The 23,061-nt window shown below is 45.6% G+C and carries 20 protein-coding genes; 15 read left to right on the top strand and 5 right to left on the bottom strand.

Annotated features, from left to right (window positions below):
• The first annotated feature begins 21 nt into the window (after positions 1 to 21).
• From J3998_RS08530 to J3998_RS13500, 3 genes are all read left to right on the top strand, one after another.
• Positions 22 to 2,655 carry a methyl-accepting chemotaxis protein gene (locus tag J3998_RS08530; RefSeq protein WP_208150089.1) on the top strand — a complete coding sequence of 878 codons (2,634 nt, stop codon included), beginning with the start codon at positions 22 to 24 and terminating at the stop codon, positions 2,653 to 2,655.
• 139 nt (positions 2,656 to 2,794) lie between these two features.
• A complete protein-coding gene (locus J3998_RS08535; RefSeq protein ID WP_208150092.1) occupies positions 2,795 to 3,610 on the top strand; it encodes a cache domain-containing protein in 816 nt (271 codons plus the stop codon).
• Between the two features lie 21 nt (positions 3,611 to 3,631).
• Positions 3,632 to 5,467, top strand: coding sequence for an HD domain-containing phosphohydrolase (locus J3998_RS13500; RefSeq protein ID WP_208150094.1), 1,836 nt, complete (start codon positions 3,632 to 3,634; stop codon positions 5,465 to 5,467).
• Here J3998_RS13500 and J3998_RS08545 read toward each other — a convergent pair.
• Entirely contained in the window at positions 5,439 to 6,335 is an 897-nt protein-coding gene (locus J3998_RS08545; RefSeq protein ID WP_208150096.1) for a LysR family transcriptional regulator, read from the bottom strand. The two genes, J3998_RS13500 and J3998_RS08545, sit on opposite strands and share 29 nt — an antisense overlap.
• Before the next feature lie 130 nt (positions 6,336 to 6,465).
• On the opposite strand from J3998_RS08545, the gene J3998_RS08550 reads away from it, so the two are divergent.
• The 5 genes from J3998_RS08550 to J3998_RS08570 all read left to right on the top strand — a co-directional run bounded on the left by J3998_RS08550 (position 6,466) and on the right by J3998_RS08570 (position 13,980).
• The gene (locus tag J3998_RS08550) at positions 6,466 to 7,083 is read left to right on the top strand and encodes an FMN-dependent NADH-azoreductase (RefSeq protein WP_208150098.1); all 618 of its coding nucleotides are present in this window, start codon (positions 6,466 to 6,468) and stop codon (positions 7,081 to 7,083) included.
• Positions 7,084 to 7,108: 25 nt separating this feature from the next.
• A complete protein-coding gene (locus tag J3998_RS08555; RefSeq protein WP_208150108.1) occupies positions 7,109 to 7,939 on the top strand; it encodes a pirin family protein in 831 nt (276 codons plus the stop codon).
• 357 nt (positions 7,940 to 8,296) lie between these two features.
• Entirely contained in the window at positions 8,297 to 9,532 is a 1,236-nt protein-coding gene (locus J3998_RS08560; protein WP_243750664.1) for a GNAT family N-acetyltransferase, read from the top strand.
• 87 nt (positions 9,533 to 9,619) lie between these two features.
• Positions 9,620 to 13,006 (top strand): PAS domain-containing hybrid sensor histidine kinase/response regulator, encoded by a 3,387-nt coding sequence (locus J3998_RS08565; protein ID WP_208150110.1) that lies wholly within the window; start codon positions 9,620 to 9,622, stop codon positions 13,004 to 13,006.
• Positions 13,007 to 13,272: 266 nt separating this feature from the next.
• Positions 13,273 to 13,980, top strand: coding sequence for a response regulator transcription factor (locus J3998_RS08570; protein WP_208150120.1), 708 nt, complete (start codon positions 13,273 to 13,275; stop codon positions 13,978 to 13,980).
• A 154-nt stretch (positions 13,981 to 14,134) separates the two neighbouring features.
• Here J3998_RS08570 and pdxH read toward each other — a convergent pair whose 3' ends face one another.
• Positions 14,135 to 14,791 carry a pyridoxamine 5'-phosphate oxidase gene (gene pdxH, locus J3998_RS08575; RefSeq protein WP_208150121.1) on the bottom strand — a complete coding sequence of 219 codons (657 nt, stop codon included), beginning with the start codon at positions 14,789 to 14,791 and terminating at the stop codon, positions 14,135 to 14,137.
• Positions 14,784 to 14,981: a CPXCG motif-containing cysteine-rich protein gene (locus tag J3998_RS08580; RefSeq protein ID WP_243750665.1), complete on the bottom strand. Its 198-nt coding sequence runs from the start codon at positions 14,979 to 14,981 to the stop codon at positions 14,784 to 14,786. Before J3998_RS08580 ends, pdxH begins: the two co-directional genes overlap by 8 nt.
• 560 nt (positions 14,982 to 15,541) lie before the next feature.
• Between J3998_RS08580 and J3998_RS08585 the strand changes: the two genes are divergently transcribed.
• From J3998_RS08585 to mtnN, 7 genes are all read left to right on the top strand, one after another.
• A complete protein-coding gene (locus J3998_RS08585; protein WP_208150124.1) occupies positions 15,542 to 17,152 on the top strand; it encodes a cryptochrome/deoxyribodipyrimidine photo-lyase family protein in 1,611 nt (536 codons plus the stop codon).
• Positions 17,153 to 17,160: 8 nt separating this feature from the next.
• The gene (locus tag J3998_RS08590) at positions 17,161 to 17,322 is read left to right on the top strand and encodes a DUF2256 domain-containing protein (protein ID WP_208150126.1); all 162 of its coding nucleotides are present in this window, start codon (positions 17,161 to 17,163) and stop codon (positions 17,320 to 17,322) included.
• Positions 17,312 to 18,832: a 3'-5' exonuclease family protein gene (locus tag J3998_RS08595; RefSeq protein ID WP_208150128.1), complete on the top strand. Its 1,521-nt coding sequence runs from the start codon at positions 17,312 to 17,314 to the stop codon at positions 18,830 to 18,832. Before J3998_RS08590 ends, J3998_RS08595 begins: the two co-directional genes overlap by 11 nt.
• Positions 18,829 to 20,376, top strand: a complete 1,548-nt coding sequence (locus tag J3998_RS08600) for a cryptochrome/photolyase family protein (protein ID WP_208150131.1) — start codon at positions 18,829 to 18,831, stop codon at positions 20,374 to 20,376. Before J3998_RS08595 ends, J3998_RS08600 begins: the two co-directional genes overlap by 4 nt.
• Positions 20,377 to 20,463: 87 nt before the next feature.
• Positions 20,464 to 20,916, top strand: coding sequence for a hypothetical protein (locus J3998_RS08605; RefSeq protein WP_208150132.1), 453 nt, complete (start codon positions 20,464 to 20,466; stop codon positions 20,914 to 20,916).
• Positions 20,917 to 20,942: 26 nt separating this feature from the next.
• On the top strand, positions 20,943 to 21,464 hold the full coding sequence (luxS, locus tag J3998_RS08610; protein WP_208150134.1) for an S-ribosylhomocysteine lyase: 522 nt from the start codon (positions 20,943 to 20,945) through the stop codon (positions 21,462 to 21,464).
• 3 nt (positions 21,465 to 21,467) lie between these two features.
• Positions 21,468 to 22,160, top strand: a complete 693-nt coding sequence (gene mtnN / locus J3998_RS08615) for a 5'-methylthioadenosine/S-adenosylhomocysteine nucleosidase (RefSeq protein ID WP_208150145.1) — start codon at positions 21,468 to 21,470, stop codon at positions 22,158 to 22,160.
• Between the two features lie 88 nt (positions 22,161 to 22,248).
• Here mtnN and J3998_RS08620 read toward each other — a convergent pair whose 3' ends face one another.
• Together J3998_RS08620 and J3998_RS08625 are read right to left on the bottom strand one after the other, a co-directional pair.
• Positions 22,249 to 22,635, bottom strand: coding sequence for a DUF6858 family protein (locus J3998_RS08620; protein WP_208150147.1), 387 nt, complete (start codon positions 22,633 to 22,635; stop codon positions 22,249 to 22,251).
• Between the two features lie 69 nt (positions 22,636 to 22,704).
• A partial coding sequence (locus J3998_RS08625; RefSeq protein WP_208150149.1) for a redoxin domain-containing protein occupies positions 22,705 to 23,061 on the bottom strand: 357 nt, incomplete at its 5' end.

Genomic DNA, 23,061 nt, shown 5'->3' on the forward strand with positions numbered 1-23,061 from the left:
AGCATGTACGAGGTTAGAACGATGCGCCAGAATTTACCCGTCACCAATGAAGAATATTTAATTCCAAACGGTGTCTCTCTTGTTTCACAAACAGATTTGCACGGTACTATTACCGATTGTAATGATGCTTTTCAAATTGCCAGTGGTTATGAACGCGATGAATTGATTGGTCAGCCGCATAATATGATTCGCCATCCAGATGTTCCGGAAGTCGTTTTTGCGGATATGTGGCGAACTTTGCAGAAAGGTCATCCCTGGTCGCAGTTAGTCAAGAATCGTCGCGCCGATGGCGGTTTTTATTGGGTGAAAGCGAATGTCACTCCTCTATTCAATGAGGGGGAAATCTATGGTTATATGTCGGTGCGAAGCACGATCAATGCTGAAGAAAAGGCTGCCGGTACTTTGATTTATGATGATTTGCGCAATGGTAAAGGCACATTGAAATTCGGTAATTACCGACACGGTTTTGATTGGAGTAAGTTTAATCCAATGTCTTCATTCAAGCCGGTTACGCAAGTGATGTTATTGATGTCGATGCTCTATTTGCTACCAACTCAAGTGTTTGCGTGGGCCAATGATATTAGTCCGTCAACGCCGTTAATGTATGCGCTGATGGGATTGATTCCGACCTTGCTGTTTATGTGGTGGTATATGCAACGTAACGAATTCGGGCGCGTGTTGATGCATAGGATTGCTAACCACGAAGAGGTTGATTTTGGCGAATTCAATCCGGATTCGATTTCCGGTAAGCTTTTGGGCGCGATGCGCTCGGTGTCGGTGGCAACACGTGCTAAAAGCGAGCAAGCACTGCATGAATTGGATCAGCATAAACAACTCAAAGTAGCGATTGATCAAATCAGTACCAATATTATGATTGCCAATCGCAAGCTGGAAATCTCTTATATGAATGAACATATGCAGAAGTTTCTGAAAGCACGTGAAGCCAAGTTGAAAGAAGCCTTGCCGAATTTTGATGCCGACAACCTGATTGGCGTCAATATTGATATTTTTCATAAGAATCCGGCGCATAACCGCCAGATGATTCAGAGTTTCAAAGAATCGACCTACACCGAAATCAAGGTCGCCGGTTTGTATCTCGGTTTACAGATTATTCCCGTATTTAACCGCAACGGCGATCATGTCAATACGGTGGTTGAGTGGCAAGATAAAACGGCAGAAAAACAGTTGGTCGAGCACGTTGGTTCAGTGGTGCAGTCTGCTAAAGAGGGGCTGCTTGATCAGCGCATAGACCTTTCTGAACTAGAAGGTGTTGCACAGATTCTAGGTGAAAAAATTAATCAATTGTTGGATTCTATTGAACCGCCGATGAATGATGCCATCTCTTTGGCTGCCGCATTGGAGCAAGGCGATTTGACCTATTCGATTGAGGCGCCTTATCAAGGACGATTTGCGCTACTGAAAGAGAGTTTGAACGTCGCTGTTGAGAACCTTAATTCGATGATGTTGCAGACTAAAAATGCGGCGCAGGGTGTCGAAAATGGCGCGGTGCATATCTCGCAAGGCAGCCGAGATTTGAATGATCGAACTCAGCAGCAGGCGGCTTCTCTGGAAGAAACGGCGGCGAGTATGGAGCAGATGACTGCCGGTGTAAAACAGAGTGCTGAACATGCACGTGAAGCAGCAAAATTAACCAAAGAAACCGTACAATCGGCGATTGGTAGCTCTGATGTCATGCAGGAAGGTATTTCCTCGATGGAGGCGATTCGCGAGTCCAGTCAGAAAATCCATAACATTATTGAATTGATCGATTCGATTGCTTTTCAGACCAATCTTTTGGCTTTAAATGCGGCTGTTGAAGCAGCTCGTGCTGGGGAACATGGACGAGGTTTTGCTGTTGTTGCCGGCGAAGTGAGAAGTTTGGCTCAGAAGTCAGCCACTGCTGCGAATGATATTCGTGTCTTGATTGATGATACCGTCAATAAAATCTCCACAGGAACCGAGAATATTGAGATGGCCGGTAAATCGATGCAAGAGATGATTGAGTCGATTCATGAAGTTAGTCGTTTTGTCGAGCAAATTGCCGATTCTAGCGCTGAGCAAAGTTCTGGTATTGTACAAGTTAATCAGGCGATTGCGGCGATGGATTCCAATGTTCAGCAGAATGCGGCGATGGTCGAACAAACGTCTTCTACCGCTGAAGAGTTGGAGCGTTCCGCGGAATTATTAATCGGTAATGTGGGTAATTTCACCTTAGTCGGCAGTGAAAATAGTTCTTTAGCAGGTATGGAATTAGGTTTTGATTTTGAGGCGGCCAAGCGAGCGCACCGCTCTAATCGTGTCAAGATTCGCAGTCTGATCAGTGATGCGCACACCACCAATTTGGATAAGCGTATGACTGATCCAAAAGTCTGTGAACTCGGTAAATGGTTAGCAAGTGCCGGCCAGCAGTACTCAAGTAATCCGGTGTTCCACTCCTTGCAACAGTCGCATGATAATTACCACGCCTATATTGGAAAAATTTTCCAACATAAAGAAATTGGCGATCATGATGGTGCTAATCAAATGGCCGATAAGATTGAAGAAATGGTCAATCAAGTCATCAGTTTAATCGACCAGTTCCAAGCGGAGGTGGTTAAAGGTTCGCAAGCTTCTGGAAGTGGTCGCGCCTTGCTGGATATGCGAGTGGCCAGTTAATTTTTACATCAAAGTTGATAAAAATAACATTTATTCTGAATCATTAATTCAATTCATAATTTCGGCAAAGTAAAAAAACATCACTTTTGCTGTGGTATAAATGGATAGTTATCTAATGTTCTAAATTAGGTGATTATTGATGATTCGTATCGCATTGGTTTTTGTGCTTTTGTTAAGTTCGGCCGTTGCCTATCTGGGTAGTGGTTTCCAGAAGGATGTGCGAAATGAATTGAGCAAAAATTTTCAGCTTGAGAAGAAGCATCTAAATGAAGTGATTCTCGGTTATCAAATTAACAGTCAGATAACCTTTAAGAATACAATCATGCAGGCTGATGTACTGAATATCCTCAGGCAAGTTGAGGGGGCTGATCAGCAGCAATTCGAACAACTCCATGATCAACTTTATCTTCTATTGATTGACGAATATCGTAATTTGCAACAAGTTGCCAATGTTCGCCAGCTCCATTTCCATTTACCGGATGGCCGAAGTTTCTTGCGTATGCATCGCCCGAACAAGTATGGCGACCCATTATTTGATGTACGCCATTCGGTGCAAAAAGCCAATCAGAAAAAAGTCACTGTGCAAGGTTTTGAAGAAGGCAGAATCTTTAATGGCTATCGTTTCGTTTACCCTATTATCGACAATGGCCGACACTTAGGCAGTGTAGAAATCAGTGTTTCCATGGCTGCATTAATAGACTCTTTGAAAGATGTCTATGGGGGCATCTACTGCTTTATTCTTGATAGCGAAGTAATCGGTAAAAAGCTTTTTGCGGACGAGCGGGGTAATTATATGAGCAGTCCGTTTGGTGAAAAATTCGCCATCGATAAAGGCTTGCAGAATGACTCCTGTCAACTGGATAACCCTTATGTCTCCGAACTGGTCAAGAACAAGGAATTGAATAAAAAACTTGAATTTCGTCAGCCTGTTAGCGAAGTGATAGGTCATTTTTAGCAGTCCAGTTTCAATGCTACGGTGGCACAATTTATTCCGATTGAAAATGTTGCCGGCAAAAAGTTGGCTTACATCTACAGCATTCACCAAGATAAAGCGTTATTGGCGCTCTATAGCCGTTTAACTTACAACGTGATACTCACCACGTTGATCCTGACCGTGTTGCTTGCGGTTGCTTTGTTTCTTCGTCAACATCACGCTTGGCTTAATAAACAGAAACTGTTGCTGGAAGAGAAGGTTATCGAGCGTACCAAGCAAATTGAATTTTCGCTGCAAAAAGAACTTTATATCAAACGGGTTTTGGAAACCATTTTTACGGTCAGCGAGCATCTGAATGTCGCCGAGAAGATTGATAATCTTTTGTATGAGAGCTGCGAGCGCCTAACCTTGCATGAACATTACCATTTTGCGCACATCAAAACCTTTAACGATGATTTACAGGTTGCCTTGTCGCGTTCGGTCATTCGTCAGGGAATGCAAATCCAAAACATTCAGCGCTTTTATGAACTCATGGAGAAAAGCAATGGTATAGAAGAGCGAATCCATAACGGTGACATTGTGATTATCAAAAATATCGATGAACATGCTTATGCCCAACCGATTATTGAGTTTATCCGCCGCAATCATATTAATACTGCCGTGTTGATTCCGCTCAGCTCAGAAGCGAGCGTTATTGATATTTTTGGTTATTTGACGATCCTAACTTCGCATGAACAAAATCTCGCTGAAGAGCGAATTCTCTTTAAGGAATTAGGGCAAACCATTTCGCAGGCGATTTTGTCATTAAAGCGCAAAGAAAAATACGAGCAAGTATTGCAAGAGAAAGTCTCAAATTATAAAGAGATGATTTTTGCGATGGTTGAGCTGATGGAGAAACGTGATGCCTATACTGCAGGCCACACTCGTCGGGTGTCGGCGTATTCGCGTTTAATTGCTGAAAAGATGGGCTTGGATCAGAAAGCCATCAGTGACATCACCGAAGCGGCAATGTTGCACGATATTGGCAAAATTGTCACGCCGGATTCGATTTTGCTCAAACCGGGGCGTTTGAACGATGAAGAGTTCGCCATTATCAAAGATCATGTCACTGTTGGCGCAGAGGTGCTTGATAAGTTGGAGTTCTTTAAAGAATTGAAAGAAATCATGCTCTATCATCACGAGAAATACGACGGTTCCGGTTATCCGTTCGGACTGAAAGGTGAAGAAATTCCTTTACTGGCGCGGATTATGACAGTGGCCGATGCATTTGATGCCATGACTTCGCACCGTATTTACAAATCTAAGCTAAACATACAGCAAGCAATTCAGGAATTAGAGCGTGGTAAAGGCAGTCATTTTGATCCGAGCGTCGTTAATGTCGCGAAGAAAGTCCTGCAAGAGGTTTCGTTAGAGGCTACCGAATCGCAGCTGCCTGTCAGTGGGCCGGATTACGAACGCATGGCTTATTACTTTAAAGACCAGCTTACCGGTCTGCTGAACGAAAGCTATTTGGCAATCCTATTGGAGAATCATTTTGTCGGTCAAAGCATTAAAGCTTTACAGGTGTTGACTATTCAGGCTGAAGGCATGCAAGCTGCGGAGTTAGAAAAACGCTATACAAATTTAGGCACTTTGATTAAACCGGCCTATCCTACTTCACTCTGTTTCTTTATTAAGAGCGGTGTCTTTATTTTGATCCATCGAGATTCGATTCATCTCAAGCAGCAAGAACAGTTATTGGCCGAGTTTGAGGCGCAAAACGGAGTTGTCATTCATATCGAAAATCTGAATATGATTGACGAAGAGCAATGCGTGCAACGGTTGGAAGCAATTGCCGGACTGGAACCGGTTAGCGAAACTCCTGTTCAAGAAAATTGATAAAAGCACGGCTTTTGGCGGGCACATACTCACGATTCGGATAGGTAATCCAAATCTTTGCTTCCGACTGCTGGTAAAAGCCTTGATAGTCGCTTAATACTTCTTGTAATTTGCCGTCGTGAATTTCTTGTTCAACGAGCCAGTGTGGCAACAGCGCCACGCCTTGTCCTGCCAGACACAGTTGTTTGGCAGCTTGTTCATGGGTTGCCAAGAGCTCTTGGTTGACCCAGATTTCTTCGAGTAAAGTGTCGGTTTGCGTTTTTTTGAAACACCAGTGTTGCGCATTTGGGTGAGGGATTAAACCGATGCAAGGGACAGTCTGCAAATCTTGCGGCTGTTCGATTCGGTGATTGTGTAAAAACTCCACAGAGGCACAAGCAATAAAACAGAGCTCTAATAACGGTTTGGCGACCCAATTGTCCTCTTCGATATTACCGATGCGGATACCGACATCGATTTTTTGTTGTAGCAGATCTAAACATTCGTCGGTAATCAATAGCTCCAGTTTCAACTCTGGATGTTGCTTGCGAAACTTCGGTATCAACGGGACTAACTGACTCTCGGCAAAGCCTATCGGAGTAGTTACGCGTAAAGTTCCCTGTAAGGTCTGTTTAATATCCTGCGCTTGCTGCTGCGCTTGATTGAGACGCTGTAAAATTGGTTGTACTTGTTGAAAATAAATTTCTCCTGCCTCGGTTAAGGTCAGCTTGCGGGTACTGCGTTGCAATAGTTTTATGCCTAACTGTTTTTCCAGATTCTGCACGCTACGAGATACAGAGGTCGCATTCAGTCGGCGTTTCTCGGCCACAGCGGCAAAACTTCCCAACTGTATGGTTTCGACAAAAATTTCCAGCTGTTCAACGTGCATTTACAATCCTTTTTGAAATGGTTATTCCTGCATTTATTGCAGTTTAATTATGCGCTAAAACGGCTTTTTAGTCATGACTGTTTTTTTTAAACTATCAACGTCTAAGGAAACACTAAAAAGAGATAATTTTATGAATACCCCAATTTCTAATAAACAAATCGGTACTTTGTTGAGAGTGGATGCCAGTTTACAGTCTTCGGAAAATTCCAGCTCGCGACAGCTAGCAGAGTATCTATTAGCGCAATTGGTGCCGCAAAATGTTGAACAGATTGACTTGGCGAAAATTAATCCGCAACCGATTGACGGAGCCTTTTTACAAGCCTCTATCGGTGATAAGCAGCAACAGCAAGATAATGCCAATGTTGCCTTAGCGAATAGTTGGATTGAAAAGGTGCAACAGGCGGATGCTATCGCCATCAGTGTGCCGATGTATAACTTCGGTATGCCGGCGCAATTGAAAACCTTTTTTGACTATATTTTGCGTGCCGGTGTGACTTTCCGTTATACCGAAAACGGCCCGCAAGGATTGGTGGCCGACAAGCCGGTTTATCTGCTGTTGGCTTCCGGCGGTGATTATCGCGAAGGTGAAGCAGCTAAGCTAAATTATTTGGATGGGCATTTACAAACCATGTTGAATTTTATTGGTTTGACCGATTTGCATTTTATTCACGCAGCCGGTTTGGCAAGCGGTCAAGCTGAGCAGATAATGCAAAAGGCGCAACAGTCTATTGACGCTTTGGTTGCATAATCCGTTAGCGCGGAAAGGAGGCGTTATGTTAAGAGAAATCGCATTTATCCGGCAGGCGCAAGCGGCGATGGACGGTGACGGTGTTGCCTTGCAGCGCAATGCTTTGTTCGGCGGCGAACTAGACCCGTTTTTAATGTTGGACGAGCTTAAGGCCAATCCTGACGATCAGGTCGGCGCTTTTCCGGTACATCCGCATCGCGGTATTCAGACTTTTAGTTACCTGATTAACGGCGGCATGGCGCATCAAGATTCAATGGGCAATGCCTCGCAAGTTAGCGCCGGCGGTTTGCAATGGATGCATACTGCGCGCGGTATCGAGCATGCCGAAAAACCGTTTATTGATGAGCAGGGTCTATGGGGCTTCCAGTTCTGGCTGAATGTGCCGCACGAGGAGAAGTTTATCGAGCCGAGTTATCAGGATGTTTCGGCAGACGAATTGACTTGGCAGTCAATTGCCGGTGTGCAGATCAAAGTGCTGGCCGGTCAATTACAGGTCGAACAGCAGTCGTTACAATCTTCGTTTAATCGTTTGAGTAATGCAGCGACCGTTGCCGATTTGGATTGGCAACAAGACAGTACTATCCGTTTGCAAACGTCGGACAGCAGTTTAGCGATTTTCGTTTTGACGGGAACGGTGAAAATTAACGATCAGAATGAAGTTAAAGCCGGGCAGTTAGTAAAGTTTGATGAAGGGGATGAAGTTCAACTACAGGGTTCCGCTGGAAGTCGTTTACTGGTTTTTTCCGGTGAACCGATTGGCGAGCCGATTGTACATCGCGGCCCATTTGTGATGACCACTGAAGAGGAGATGCGCCAGACATTACAAGACTATCGCGAAGGTCGTTTGATTTATTAACTTGTCGGGCAAGACTATAATTATCGATAAGGAACCTCTGATTGAATCAAATTGAAATTCTGCGAGACTTCTAGCTCGATTATTTTAGGCGTGGCACGCCGGCCTTAGTTACTCTAAGGTCAAGGGTCATAACAACAAAGAATCGGGCTACCCCCTGCCCACAAAACTTTAAAAAGCCAGGGGACATGGAAGCCTCGCCCATAGGGGCTTAGCCAAATTTGTCATCTCTGCGTTGCGAAGTTTTGCAAGGTCTAGACATTCCTGCAACTTCACGCCTTGACCTGAAAAATTTGGCGTTGCCAGAAATTTAATTTGATTCAATCAGAGGTTCCATAAGGTAATTGTTGAGTCGACCCGATGACAGAATCCACTGCTAATTTATCCGCTGATAGCGCTCTGCAAATGCAGGTGCTGTCGGCGATTGCTGATATTCCCGCCGAGCAATGGAACGCGCTACACGCTTCCAAAAATCCCTTTATCCAACATCAATTTCTTAATGCTTTAGAACGCCACGGTTGCGTCAGTGAACGCTATGGCTGGATTCCGAAACACCTGCTTTTTCATCAGGGCGAGGAGCTCGTTGCCGCTATGGTTTTGTATGAGAAGCATAATAATTATGGCGAATTTGTGTTTGACCACGCTTGGCAGCAGGCTTGGGATAGCGTCGGTCTTAATTATTATCCAAAGTTGGTTAGTGCAGCGCCCTACACACCGGCTAGCGGGCCGCGAATTCTGTTAGCTGGTAGCCTTACCGCTGATCCTAAACAGGCGCAACAGGTTTACGCCGAGATTGTCGAGAACCTACAAAATTTCGCTACTGAGAATGGCTATAGCGGCGCTCATATTTTATTCAGTGACGAGCAGCAACAGTTAGCGCAGCAGTCAGAGGTGATTTTGCGGCATGATGTGCAATTTCAATGGTTTAATCAAAACTACCGAAGTTTTGATGACTTCCTTGCTACGTTAAAACCGAAAAAGCGCAAGAACATCAGCCAAGAGCGCCGTAAGCTTGCCGAGCATGATATTACTTTTCGGGTTATGTCCGGTACTGAGGCGAGTGAGCAAGATTGGCAGGATTTCGATTTTTTCTATCAAAAAACCTTCCTAGAGAAATGGTCGACACCGACCCTGAATTTGGCATTTTTTCAAGAAATTGCCCAGACCATGCCAGAGCATATTGTGTTAGTGATGGCGCAACGCGACGGCAAAAATATCGCGGGCGCTTTAATGTTTCGTTCCAACAATGTGTTGTACGGACGTCATTGGGGTTGCGCTGAGCAAGTCAAGCATTTACATTTTGAAGCCTGTTTCTATCAAGGTATTGAGTACGCCATTCAGCATGGTTTGCAACGTTTTGAACCGGGAGCCGGTGGCGAGCATAAAATCTCGCGTGGTTTTATTCCGGTGCCGATGCAGTCCTCGCATTGGCTGACCGTTAATCCGTTTGTTCAGGGCATTGCCGACTTTGTACAACAGGAACAGCAGATGATTGGCGACTATATGCAAGAAATTTGGCAGGCCAGCCCTTACAGAGAAAACGAAAAATTGCAGCAATTGGTGAGCGAGCTTAAGGAAATACAGAATAAGACCTGATTTGTGGTTTTCGAGAGAGTATTTTCAGTAGAATTGAATTTCTCGAGTGTTCTGTACTCTTCTCTCTATGATTAAGTGAATTGATTTATGCCGATTTCTACCGTGCTGCCGGATAGGTTTGCGCAATCGCAAAAACAGGTTTTAACCCGTCTTTTGGGTATCTTGGTGGCGGCAGCGCTGCTTTTAGTACCGCTTTCTTGGTTACGCATTGAGGAAACCGGCTTTCATTCAACGATGGTCTTGCATAGCGTCATGTTGGCGGTGTTATTAGCGGCATGGGTTGGGAACAAGTATCTGTCTCCGACCCTTATCGCCAGTTTACTGCTGATTTTATTGACGGCTTTGGGGGTTGTCGCCAGTTTTGAGTCCGCTAGCACACTATATGCGGTCGGCTTTTTCGTCACGGCTTTGATGATCAGCGGTCTTTACTTCAATAGCCTTATGTTGCTGTTGATTGGTGTGGCACAAGCCGCTTATATCGGTTATTTCTATAGTATCCAAGCGGGGACGGTTGTGGATGCTTTGGTCTCTGCGGTTATTGTTTTTACGCTTGCGTTAATTACGATTTTTATCAGCCGCACCAGTCAACAAAACCTATTTGCCAGTAACCAAATGCTGATTGAACAGAAAGAAAAATTAGCGCAACAAAGTCAGCAGTTAGAAAAGGAACACCACATACTGGAGGCGGCCTTTAATATCAGTATGGACGGTCTGATTGAGGTTGATTTCGAGCAGGAACGCGCTCAGCTGTCGGAGCATACTTTTGCGATTTTAGGTATTAGTGGCCAGCGCCGTAATCTGCATTTTTCCGAGTTTGTCGAATTGATTGACCAGCGTGACCGCTTTCAGGTGCAACAGGCGTTCTCGGAGTTTTCGAAAGGCGGTACTTCGTTGGAAAATTTGCAATATCGGGTACTCCGTTCCGGCGAGAAACCGAGTTGGGTGCAGGAGAATTGCCAAGTAACTGAGTTTGACCACTTAGGTAATCCGAAAAAAGCGCTTTGTGTCATTAAGGATATTAGTCAACAGAAAAAAGCCGAAGAGGTCATTAGCGCTAAGGAACAAGTTTTGTCGCGAGTGGTTGAAGCTGCCGGACAGGGAATTTGGCAAGCAAAGCGCTTCGGAGACTATTGGGATTTTGAGTTTTCGCCGTCCTTCTATCAGATTATCGGTCATGTCAAACCTATCGATGGACACTTTTCGCTATTGCAGTTTATTGAACTCATTCATCCAGCCGACCAGAACAGCTGTATGCAAGCTTTTTACCTGCATATGGCCTCAAATAAGCCGTATCAAATTGAGTTTCGAGTATTGACCGAACAGGGTCAAACGCGTTGGGTCAGTGCCAGCGGTTTGTTTTTGGAGCCGGATGCAAAAGGCAATCCAAGGCGGAATATCGGTTCGCTGCGCGATATTACTTTGGCTAAGGAGTTGCAAGCAGAGCTAGTTCGCTCTAAAGAGTATGCCGAGTCGGAACGCGTTCGTTTACATACGTTGATGGATACCGTCAGTAACGGTATTCATCTGGTTGATGAGAGCGCTACGGTGATTGAAGCTAACCATTATTTCCTTGATATGCTCGGCTATGAACAGAATGATGTCGGCCATTTGAATGTTGCCGATTTTGAAATGAATTTCGACGCCAAAGGCATTCAGAAAGTGTTACATAACCTGCGCGAACGTCCAAATAATACCCTTGTTTTCGACTCAAAAAACCGTCGTAAAGACGGCTCGATTCTCGATGTACAAGTGACACTGAAATTAGTTGATATCTCCGGTAAACAGGTGTTTTTCGCGATGTCGCGAGACATCACTGAACGAAAGATTTATGAACAGGAATTGCTGCAAGCTAAGCAGGAGGCCGAACAAGCGGCAGCGGCGAAAAGCCAGTTCTTAGCAAATATGTCGCACGAGATTCGTACGCCGTTAAACGCAACGATGAACTTTTTACAATTTGTCGAGGATTCAGCACTGAATGCAGAGCAACGTAATTACGTGTATAAGGCGCAACAGGCTTCGCACCACCTGCTGGACTTATTAGTCGATATTCTTGATTTTTCTAAAATTGACGCCGGTACTGTCGAGCTTTTGAAAAAACCGTTTGATGTGCTACATCTTGCTTCGCAACTGAAGTCGCAGTTGCAACATAAGGCGGAGAAGAAAGGCTTGTCGTTTCAGGTCCATTTAGACTCCTCGCTGCCGCATTATCTAGTCGGCGATTCTAAGCGGTTATTGCAGGTTTTGCTGAACATTACTTCAAATGCGATTAAGTACACCAAAAAGGGTTCGGTCGAAGTGCAATTGAATTTGCTGAGCAAAAAAGATCGAGAGGTCTCGCTGGAATGTTGTGTGAAGGATACCGGTGTTGGAATCGACGAATCGATTTTGCCGACCTTGTTTGATCCGTTTACTCAGGTTGACAATTCTCATACCCGAGCCGAATCTGGCGTCGGTTTGGGGTTAAGCATCAGTAAGCAATTATTGATGATGATGGATTCCCAGTTGCAGGTCAACTCTGCGGTCGGGCAGGGGAGTACCTTTAGTTTCCAAGTTACTTTGCCGAAAGCGGATAGTCTCGAACAAATTGGCGATTCGTCAAAACAGTTAGAGCATAAAGCAGCCTTAATTTTGCCCTCAGATGATGAGAACTTACCGGCACCAGCCAAGGATTTGAACGGCTTTAATATTTTGGTGGCCGAAGACAATTTGCTCAATCAGGAGAGCATGCAAATTATGCTCAGCAAAATGGGAGCGACGGTTGATTTGGTTGAGGATGGTGTTGAAGCGGTTCAGGTCATGCAAGAGCGGGGGACACAGTTCGATTTGGTATTGATGGATATTCAGATGCCGGTCTTAGATGGGATCGCCGCCACGAAACAGATTCGTAATTTATTCGAACTGCCGCATATTCCGATTATTGCCTTAACCGCCAGTTCGCAACAGTCTGACCGTAAAGCTGCTGAACAGGCAGGAATGGATGCTTATTTACTGAAACCTTTTGACAGAGCCGCGCTATTGCAACTGGTGAGTAGTCTGTCGATTACTCCGAGTATTAAGGTTGATTCTGAGCATGCAGAGGAGCCGAAAACCTTGCCAAAAGGTCATTTCTCTCTACCCGGTTTTGATATTGAGCAGGCGTTGTATCGCTTGGATGGTTCACAAGAAACCTTGCAACGAATGTTCGATCTCTTTGTCAATTCAATACAGGACACTGTGCCGAAATTGCATGAACTCTTTGATGATCTTGAAGATGAACGTAACCGGCAAGAATTACGTAAGATTTTGCATCGTGTTATCGGCTCTTCTTCGGTGGTTGGTGCGACTGAGTTGATTGAGAAATTGAAAAACATTCAGCAGCAGTTAAAAGAAACCGATGATGTCTCGGAAATCCCGTGGTCAGAGGTACGAGAACAGTTATTTTCGAGTCTGGAAAAAGCTCAAAAGCAACTTCAAAATTTTCAATTTCGTGCATAAAATTTATTGGCGGCAAGCAAACTTTTCGACTCGAACTTATTCAACTGTTACTTTGTAAATTAGCTTGTATAATCAACGCCGATAAAAATAAAAAATCTATTTGATAACTAAGGAAACACAGAATAAGTCCCCATTGACTTCAGTGAGGTGTTTGAAGAGATAAATTCTAGGCAGCGTTTGAGACGCCTTGTTTAGCCTAAATTTTACTTTGCCTGAAGCCATTTGGACTTGTTCTGCGTTTCCCTAAGAGCGGGAATTGAGTCAGTATGTCATTACAAAAAAACTGCATTGCAATTTTGGAAGATGACCCCTTAGCTGCGGAAGTGTTGAAGAGTGCTTTTCAAAGTGCTGGTATGGAATATCAGTATTTTTCTAATCTTACCGATTTAAAAGCAGTCTTGCCGGCGAAAAATTTTTCGTTATTGATGTTGGATTGGCAGTTACCGGATGGTACTGCTGACGAAGTGATTCATCTGGTGCGCGACGAAATGCAGTGGCAGGTGCCGATTATTGTACAGAGCATCTATGAAGACGAAGATAAAGTTGTTAATGCACTTTCATTGGGGGCTGATGAGTATTTGATTAAGCCGTTGCGTCAGTCTGAGACAGTCGCACGCGCGCAAGCTATGATTCGTCGTGCCGGAATAGATGTTCAGCAACAGCTATGGGTTAAGGCCGGTGATTTGGAAGTGGATACCCTGAATCAGAAGGTCTTTATGAACGGCGAACAGCTGGAGATGACTCGAATTCAGATCAAACTGATTGCCTACCTGCTGCAACATATTGATGTTCCCTTGTCGCGCGAGCATCTTTTGCGTAATGTTTGGGATAAGAAGAGCCTGCCGGAAACCCGAACCGTTGATGCGCATATCAACCAGCTTCGCAAACGTTTGAATTTAGACAGTCATTCCGTACTTAAAATCGATTCGGTGCATGGTTACGGTTATTGTTGTCGTTTACAACAAGAAGCGTAAGAAAACGCAGAACAAGCCTAAATAGCTTCAGGCACAGTCAAATTTTGGCTAAGTAAGGCGACGGTTTGTTGGCATGCCTAGAGCGGACAAAACATTTCCTGAATCAAAAACTATCGCAGCGCCAATCTCTGGCGCGGCTGATTCCATGACTTTCTTACGGTGCCAGACGACTGATTTGCCACGTCCCATCTTCGCTATGACGGTATTGCACGCGGTCATGCAAGCGGTTATCGCCGCCTTGCCAGAATTCGATATTTAACGGTTTGATGCGATAACCACCCCAAAAATCCGGAAACGGCACTTCGCCATGTTTGAATTTATCGAGCATTTTCTGATATTGATTCAACAGCAACTGCTTGCTGGAAATCACTTCACTTTGATTACTGACCCAGGCACCGATTTGACTGCCTTTCGGACGACTACTGAAATACTTGAGTGACTCGGCTGTCGAAACTTTTTCGGCAATCCCTTGGATTTTCACTTGGCGTTCCAAACCGAGCCATAAAAATTGCAAACTCACCTTCGGGTTCTCGCTAATGTGCTTGGCCTTTTCACTGCTGAAATTGGTGTAAAAGACAAAGCCGCTTTCATCGAAATACTTCAATAGAACGGTACGAGTTGACGGCATGCCATCGCTATCGACGGTTGCCACCACCATTGCATTCGGCTCGATTAATCCGGCTTCTTCGGCTTGCGAGAACCATTCACCGAATAGCTCAAACGGGTTATTCGGCACTTCGTTTTCGTCCAACCCTCCCTGCAAATACCTTTGGCGGTAGCTACTTAAATCGCGTTTGGTTTGCTCAGTCATAGGCTTCGTCCTCATGGATGGCTTGCAGTTCGATGCTGCCGTCAAAATTCATTATTTTATGAAAATGAATCGGCCGACAGCAGACAAAACAGTCTTCGACAAACTCGCTCGATTCGTCGCTCGGGTCAAGCACGATTTCGATTTCACTCCAGCAGTATGGACATTGCACGGTTTCGGTTTGCAGCAGCATATTTTAGTCCTGTAGGCATTGCTGTAAATGGTCGGCAAATTCGGTTGGCTGTTCAATCCAGAGGAAATGCCTCAGCCTTTGATAATCTGCCCCTGTTTTAGGGGCATTTTAGACTGCATCGCCTGCAAATTAAACGGCATCGGGTAACCTTGCTCGTATTCCTGAAAATAATTGTGATTTTACCAAGGGGGAATTTGTTTAAGGTGAATTTGGTTGGCTCATCTTTGCATTCCCTTTCACATTCAAAACGATATTGAAATTAAGCGTCTGGAGAGAATAGACCGATACAACAGATCGTCTAAAAATATCGTAAAAAGCCCCAAGTGCCGAGGGTATTGGGTGAGAGAAGTCGGCAGGCGGATAGCGGGACGTAAAACCACTATCGGGTTTGAGTTTGTAACGCTCAAACTTTGTGCGCACGCTTGGGGAACATTGTGGACGAGTTTTACGATGCTCCACAGAGCAAATTATTCATAGTTGTATAACTGTTGTCAAATATTTGTGGGTTAAATCTTAAATTTGTATAATTTGTGCCAACAGATTAGAGAGAAACTTATGCAATGTCCCGCTACTCTACCGATACAAAAGTAGTTATCTTATGGTTTAAACGCGATTTGCGTTTGGTTGACCATGCGGCTTTGTGGCAGGCGTTAGAATTATGCGAACAGCAGCAAGCGGAATTATTGCTGTTGTATGTACTAGAGGCTGAATATTGGCAGCAAGCGGACGCTTCCGCTCGGCAATGGCGCTTTATCGCCGACTGTTTGCGTGATTTGAACTACCAGTTACAACAGAAGTGCAGTGCCTTGAACTTTGCGCAAGGCGATATGTTGCAGGCTTTACAGGTTCTTGCTGATAACTATCAAATTGTCGCACTCTGTTCGCATCAAGAGACGGCCAATGGTTGGACTTTCCAACGCGATTTGACGATCAAAAAATGGTGCGCGAAGCAAGGTGTGCCTTGGCATGAAGCTTTACAGCAGCCGGTAAAACGTGCCGGATTAAATCGCGACCATTATGCGCAGTTGGTGCAAAATTTTTTTCAGCAAGAGACCTTGCCGGAACCGCAACAATTGCCGGAAAGTCGCTTACATCAAGGTTGGCAGTTACCGAGTAGGTTGGACAATCCGTTTATTCGCCCTGATAGCTATATCGCCGGTGAGCAGACGCAAAAGGGTGGCCGTGTTCTCGGCTTGGCGCTACTGGAAAGTTTTCTCCAGCATCGCGAACAGAATTATTTGAAGACCCTCGCTAAACCGCTTGCCGGTGCAAAATTCAGTTCGCGCCTCAGTCCACATATCGCGTGGGGCAGTTTGTCGATTCGTGAAGTGATGCACGCTACATGGGATGCCTTGCCGCACAAAACTTACAAGCGCAATCTGCGCGCCTTTAACGAGCGTCTATTTTGGCAGAGTCACTTTATTCAGAAATTGGAAACCGAACCGGATATCGAATTTTTGGAAATGCATCCGTTGTTGCGCGATGTGCGTAAATGGGACGAAGCGGCGCGACAGCGTTATCAAGCGTGGGCAAATGGCCAGACCGGCTTCCCGATGGTCGACGCCTGTATGCGCTGTTTGCGTTTGCGTGGTTGGTTGCCGTTTCGGATGCGCGCCATGTTGGTTTCTTTTGCCAGTTATCAACTGTGGTTACCGTGGCAGAAGTTTGCACCTTATTTAGGCGCGCTGTTTACCGACTATGAGCCGGGCATCCACTACTCGCAAATTCAAATGCAATCGGGTGTTACCGGCATTAATCAGATGCGAGTCTATAATCCGGTCAAACAGTCGCAAGACCAAGACCCGAGCGGTGAATTTATCCGTAAATGGTGTCCGGAACTGGCCGCTTTGGACGAGAGCATGATTCATCAGCCGTGGGAGTTTGCCGACGATGTTTTGGCGCAATTCGACGTCAAACTCGGTGAGGATTACCCTTTACCCATTGTCGAGCACCAGCAGGCGGCGCGCGAGGCCAAACAGCGTTTGCATAGCTTGCGGCAAACGCCGGAAGCCAAGGCATTGAAGCAAGAAGTGTTTAGCAAACACGGAAGCCGAAAGCGCCCGAATCAACGTATATCACGGGCTCGAAAACCGAGCGAAGCGGCACAACGAAAGGCGTTACAAAAAGCACATGAGCAAGCCCAACGCGATAAACAAATGGCGCTGTTCTAGGAAAGCATATGGCACATAAAAAAGCACATCTACCTGAGAAAATCTGCCAAACCTGCGGTAAGCCATTCGCATGGCGTAAGAAATGGGCGAAAGACTGGGAGTCAGTTAAATACTGCTCCGAACGCTGCCGTCGTAATAAAGCCCCACTACGAGAAACCCATGCCGATTGATTTAAATCCCGACCTCTTTACCGATTTAGCCATTGGCTTGGCTGAACAGCCCCTGCAAGGTTTTCCGGAACGATTCTATATTCTTGATTGCGAAACCACTGGCGGTAAAGCCTTGCGCGACCACATGACCGAACTGGCGTGGATTAAAATCGAGCACGGCAAAATCGCCGGTCATTGGCACAGTCTGTTTGACCCACAAACCACTATTCCGCCGTGGATTACCAATATTACCGGCATTCACAATTCGATGGTGCATGATGCGCCGACATTTGCGCAGATGGCCGAGGAAATCGCCGAGCAGTTGGATGGCGAAATTATTGTCGCGCACAATGCACGTTTCGATTACGGCTTTCTGAAAAACGAATTCAAACGCTGTGGCAAAGCGTTTAATGCTCGTACTTTATGTTCGGTGAAAATCAGTCGTAAACTCTATCCGCAGGTTAAAGGGCATGGGCTGGACAAGGTTCTGCAAAGGCTTCGTTTGACTCTGCAAAACCGCCACAGAGCCATGAGTGATGTGCTCGCGGTATTGGCGTTTTTCCGCAAAATATCGCAGCAGTTCGATGGCGAGGAGATTGAGGCGGTCTGTCAGTCATTGCTGAAAACAGCCGCCTTGCCGAGCCATCTGCCACATGAAGAAGTGCAGAAGTTGCCGAATTTGGCTGGTGTGTATTACTTCTATGACGAAGCCGGAAAGCTATTGTATGTCGGTAAGTCGGTCGATTTGAAAACCCGTGTGCTCAGCCATTTTTATCAAGACCATCAAACCGCTACCGATTTGCGATTGAGCAAGACTTTGCATCATATCGACTATCAAATCACGCCGTCCGATTTCGGTGCGCAGTTGCTGGAATCGCAAGAGGTGAAACGACTGCGTCCGAGCCTGAATAAACGTTTAAAAAAGGCCACACATCTTTATCAACTTCGCTTGCAAGAAGATGAGTACGGATATTACCAAACCAAGATTGTGCCGGTCAAAGAAGATGCTGACAGCGGCGAACAACGTTTTGGACTGTTCCGCAGTCAGCGACAGGCCAAAGGGCAGCTGGAAAAGTTGGTTAAGAATCATCTGCTCTGCCAGCGTCTATCCGGTTTGGAAGGTCAGAAAAGCGGCAGTTGCTTTGCATTTCAACTAAAGAAATGTCTTGGCGCTTGTTGCCAGAAAGAACCGGTCGCCAGTTACAATCTTCGTGTACTGGAGGCATTGCAACACCTGCAAAAACAGGTCTGGCCGTGGAGTGGACCGATTCTGGTTGGTGAGCGAGTGAGCGGCCAAGATATTGACGAAAACGATGAATCGCAAGTGGCGAATCACTTAGTTGACCAGTGGTGTTATTTCGGCAAGGTGCGCAGTGAAGACGAGGTCGCCGAGCGTTTGCAAAGCGGCCTGCCGGAGTTTGATTTGGATATCTATTTTATTCTGCTGCGTTTCTTATTGGAGGAGCAGAGCATTAAAGACAATGGCTTACAGATTCGCCAGCTTGACCAGCAATTAAGGAGAATGGCATGAGTCAAAACCAAGCCAAGGCGATTCGAAACTTGTGTTTAGTGTTTGGCGATCAACTGGATCAGCAGTCCAATCTTTTTACGGATTTCGACCCACAGCAGGATGCATTGTGGATGGCAGAGGTTAGCGATGAATCAAGCAATCCGGCATCCAGCAAACAGCGCACGGTTCTGTTTTTGTCGGCGATGCGCCATTTCGCACAATGGATTGAGCGCCAAGATTGGCCGTTGGTTTATTACTCGATTATTGAACAGTTCGGCAGTTTTTCTGATGTTTTGGCGCAAACATTACAAGACTATTCAGTCCAGCAAATACGCTGTGTTTTGCCCGGCGATTATCGGGTTTTGCAGGCGTTACAAAATTTCTGTAAACAGCAACAAATCGAGTTGATAGTTTTGCCGGATAGCCACTTTATTGCCGAGCAGGGCGAGTTTCAGAATTGGGCGAATAACCGTCAGCAGTTGCGGATGGAATATTGGTATAGGCAGTTGCGCAAGCGCTGTAATATCCTGATGAATAACGGCAAGCCGGAAGGCGGTAAATGGAATTACGATGCTGATAATCGTAAGGCGTTCGGTAAGGCCGGACCGCCGCAGATTCCAATACCGTGTGATTTTTTGGAGGATGACATCGTTCAGCAGGTGCGTAAAGACGTCGAGCAGTATTTACCGAATCTGCCTGGCAATTTGCCGCGTTTTTTCTGGCCGGTTGATCGCCAGCAGGCATTACAGGCTTTGCAGGATTTTATCGACCGGCGCTTGCCAACCTTCGGCGATTATCAGGATGCGATGTGGAAAGGCGAGCCATGGCTGTTCCATAGTCGAATTTCCATGGCGATAAATCTGAAATTACTGCATCCGATGGAAGTGATTCAAGCTGCCGAAAATGCTTATCGACAAGGCAGAGCGCCGCTGAATGCAGTGGAAGGTTTTATCCGCCAGATTCTCGGTTGGCGTGAATATATCCGCGGTATCTATTGGTTGCAACGCGAGCAGTGGAGCCAATTCAATGCGCTCGATAATCAGCGTGATTTACCGCAGATGTATTGGGACGGCAAGACGCAGATGAACTGCATGCAGCAGTCGCTGAAGCAGGTGCTAGATTACGGCTACGGGCATCATATTCAGCGTTTGATGATTACTGGCTTGTATGCATTATTAGCTGAGGTCGAACCGCAACAAATCGAAGCGTGGTATCTGGCGATGTATGTCGATGCCGTGGCGTGGGTGGAGGTGCCGAATACCTTGGGGATGAGTCAGTTTGCCGACGGCGGTATCTTGGCATCCAAGCCGTATATCGCCAGCGGCAATTACATTAAGAAAATGTCCAATTACTGCGACGGTTGCGCCTTTAATCCGAAAAATGCCAGTGGCGATAAAGCTTGCCCGATGACGACTTTGTATTGGCATTTTATCTATCGTCATCAAGATTGGTTGCAGGAGCATCCGCGCTTAGCGATGCAGGTTAAACATTGGCATAATAAATCCGCCGAGGAGCAGGCCGCGATTTTGCAGAAAGCCGCGCAGATTTTTCAGAATCAAGTGTAGTGTTCTTCTGAGGAAAATTACGCTTTATGGTATCCTTGGCTTTTTGCTAATGGGTGTTGTGCAAGACATTCAGCATGGAGAAAAACGATGATGAAAAAACTGTCTATATTCAGCCTGCTGTTTGCGGCTTTGCTGCTCTCCGGCTGTTTGGGATTAACCCAGCCGACCGATAGCGATATCGAAGCAATGGCCAAGGATAAATTCAACCAAGAATTTAGAGGCTTGTTTTTGGCCGATACCGTGGTCAAGGATAACGGCTATAAAAAGAACGACACCAATTATGTCGCCGAACTAACCATTACTGGCACTGCGCAACGTTCGCTGGATGAATATGCGCGTGAGATTATGCAGGACTCCAGTATTTCGCCGATGGATAGAATGAAACAAACCTTTGGTATTGGCGTCTTGAAAATGACGCTGCCGGAATTTGAACAAGGCGACCGCATCGATTTCACCCGCAATTACCTGTTTATCAAAACCGACAACGGTTGGATGATAAAAGGTACGCTTGAAGAAAAAGAATCTGAATCATTAATTTAAAAAGATAACAAATTTAAGGAATTATTATGCCATTACTAGACAGCTTTACGGTTGACCATACCATTATGAATGCGCCGGCAGTGCGTATCGCTAAGAGCATGACCTCTCCGTCTGGCGATACCATCACGGTATTCGATTTGCGTTTCAATAAGCCGAACAAAGCGATTATGGGCGAGCGTGGAATTCATACGCTTGAGCATCTTTTCGCCGGTTTTATGCGTGACCACCTAAACGGTGACGGTGTAGAAATTATCGACGTGTCGCCAATGGGTTGCCGTACCGGTTTCTATATGAGCCTGCTTGGTGCGCCGGATGAAGGTCGAGTTGCCGATGCGTGGATGGCTTCAATGAACGACGTAATGAAAGTCGAGCGTTTGGAAGATATTCCTGAGCTAAACGAATACCAGTGCGGAACTTATACCATGCACTCGTTGGACGAAGCGCATGCTATTGCCAAAGAAATCATCGATAACGGTATCGGCGTTAATAAGAACGAAGATCTGAAAATGAGCGCTGAAGTGCTTCGCGAATTAGGTAATGAGGTTTAATCGATGAAAGTTGCCATTATCGGCGCAATGGAAGAAGAGGTTAAATTACTGCGCAGTAAATTGACCGACTTAACCACTGAAACTCATGCTGGATTTGAGTATTATTTAGGCAAAATTGATGGTCTTGATGTGGCGCTATTGCGTTCCGGTATTGGTAAGGTCAATGCTGCTATCAGCACGACTTTATTGTTACAGCAATATCAGCCGGATTTTGTCATTAATACCGGATCGGCCGGCGGTTTCCATGTCGAACTGAATGTTGGCGATATTGTTATTAGTCAAAGTGTTTGCCACCACGATGTGGATGTTACACCATTTGGCTACGAGCTAGGCCAAGTACCGGGAATGCCGGCTTGTTTCGTTCCAGATGCTAAGCTGGTCGAGGCCGCGCAAGCTTCGATTGAAGAATTGGGCGAAGTCGTGCATATGCATGGCATGATCGCAACGGGTGACCGCTTTATGCATAACCCGGAAGATGTGGATAGCACTCGTAAAGCGTTTCCGCAAATGATCGCCTGTGAAATGGAAGCAGCTGCCGTGGCGCAGGTTTGTCACACTTTTGGTAAGCCGTTTGTGATTATTCGTTCCTTGTCAGACATTGCCGGTAAGGAAAACAAAGTGACTTTCGAGCAATATCTAGAGAAAGCGGCGACGCATTCGGCGAAAGTAATTTTAGGGATGTTAAAGCATCTTTAAGTCGTTACTTTAGAAGGGCAAAATAAAAAGGGCTTGGTGGAAATTCACCAAGCCTTTTTTTTGGAAATGGATTTTAGATATCGGCTGTTTACTTAACGAGCGATTTAACCCAAGCTTCCATTGTATCGTTGGCAACCGGATTAGGCGCTTCCATAAAGTTAACAATAAATTGTTCGGCTTTTTCGGTTACGCCAATCGAACGTGGACGCACTGCCACTGGATCTGCAGACGGCAGTTGCATTCCAAAACAGAGAATCAAGTTCTGTGCATCGAGAATATCCTCGGCAATTTCACCGCCAACCGATTGAGTGTGCTGGTAGTGATTAAAACGAGCGATATTAGTTGCTACCGGATGCTCGGAAACCTTTTGTTCGAGGTAATCTAAAATTTCAGTGACGCTGGCAAATTTAGATTCTTGTTTGCTAAAAGTGAGTTCAAAAATCGGATATTTTTCTTTAAAGATTTTCTGTTTCATTCTGTGATCCTAAAAGATGGGATAAAAATAAGGGCCGCATATAGCAGCCCTGAATTTATAGGTGAGCGATTAAAGCGCTTTGGTGCAGAAGTAGAAGTCTTTACACTCGTACTCACCTGATTCTTTACGCGCAATCGCTTCGTCGATGGTTGCCGGAGGAGGAACGATAACGCGATCACCGTCACGCCAGTTTTCAGGCGTTGCACACTTATTGGCATCCGAAGTCTGCATAGCGTGAACCAGACGAACGAACTCATCAATCTGACGCCCGTTACTCATTGGATAGTACACCATGGCACGTAGCACACCGTTCGGATCGATAAGAAAGGTCGCACGCACTGCCGAAGTATCAGCGGCACCCGGGTGAACCATACCGTAAGCTTTCGCCACTTCCATACTAAGGTCTTCAATAATCGGGAATTCGAT

The organism is Thiomicrorhabdus marina (assembly GCF_017571465.1).
Lineage (GTDB): Bacteria > Pseudomonadota > Gammaproteobacteria > Thiomicrospirales > Thiomicrospiraceae > Thiomicrorhabdus > Thiomicrorhabdus marina.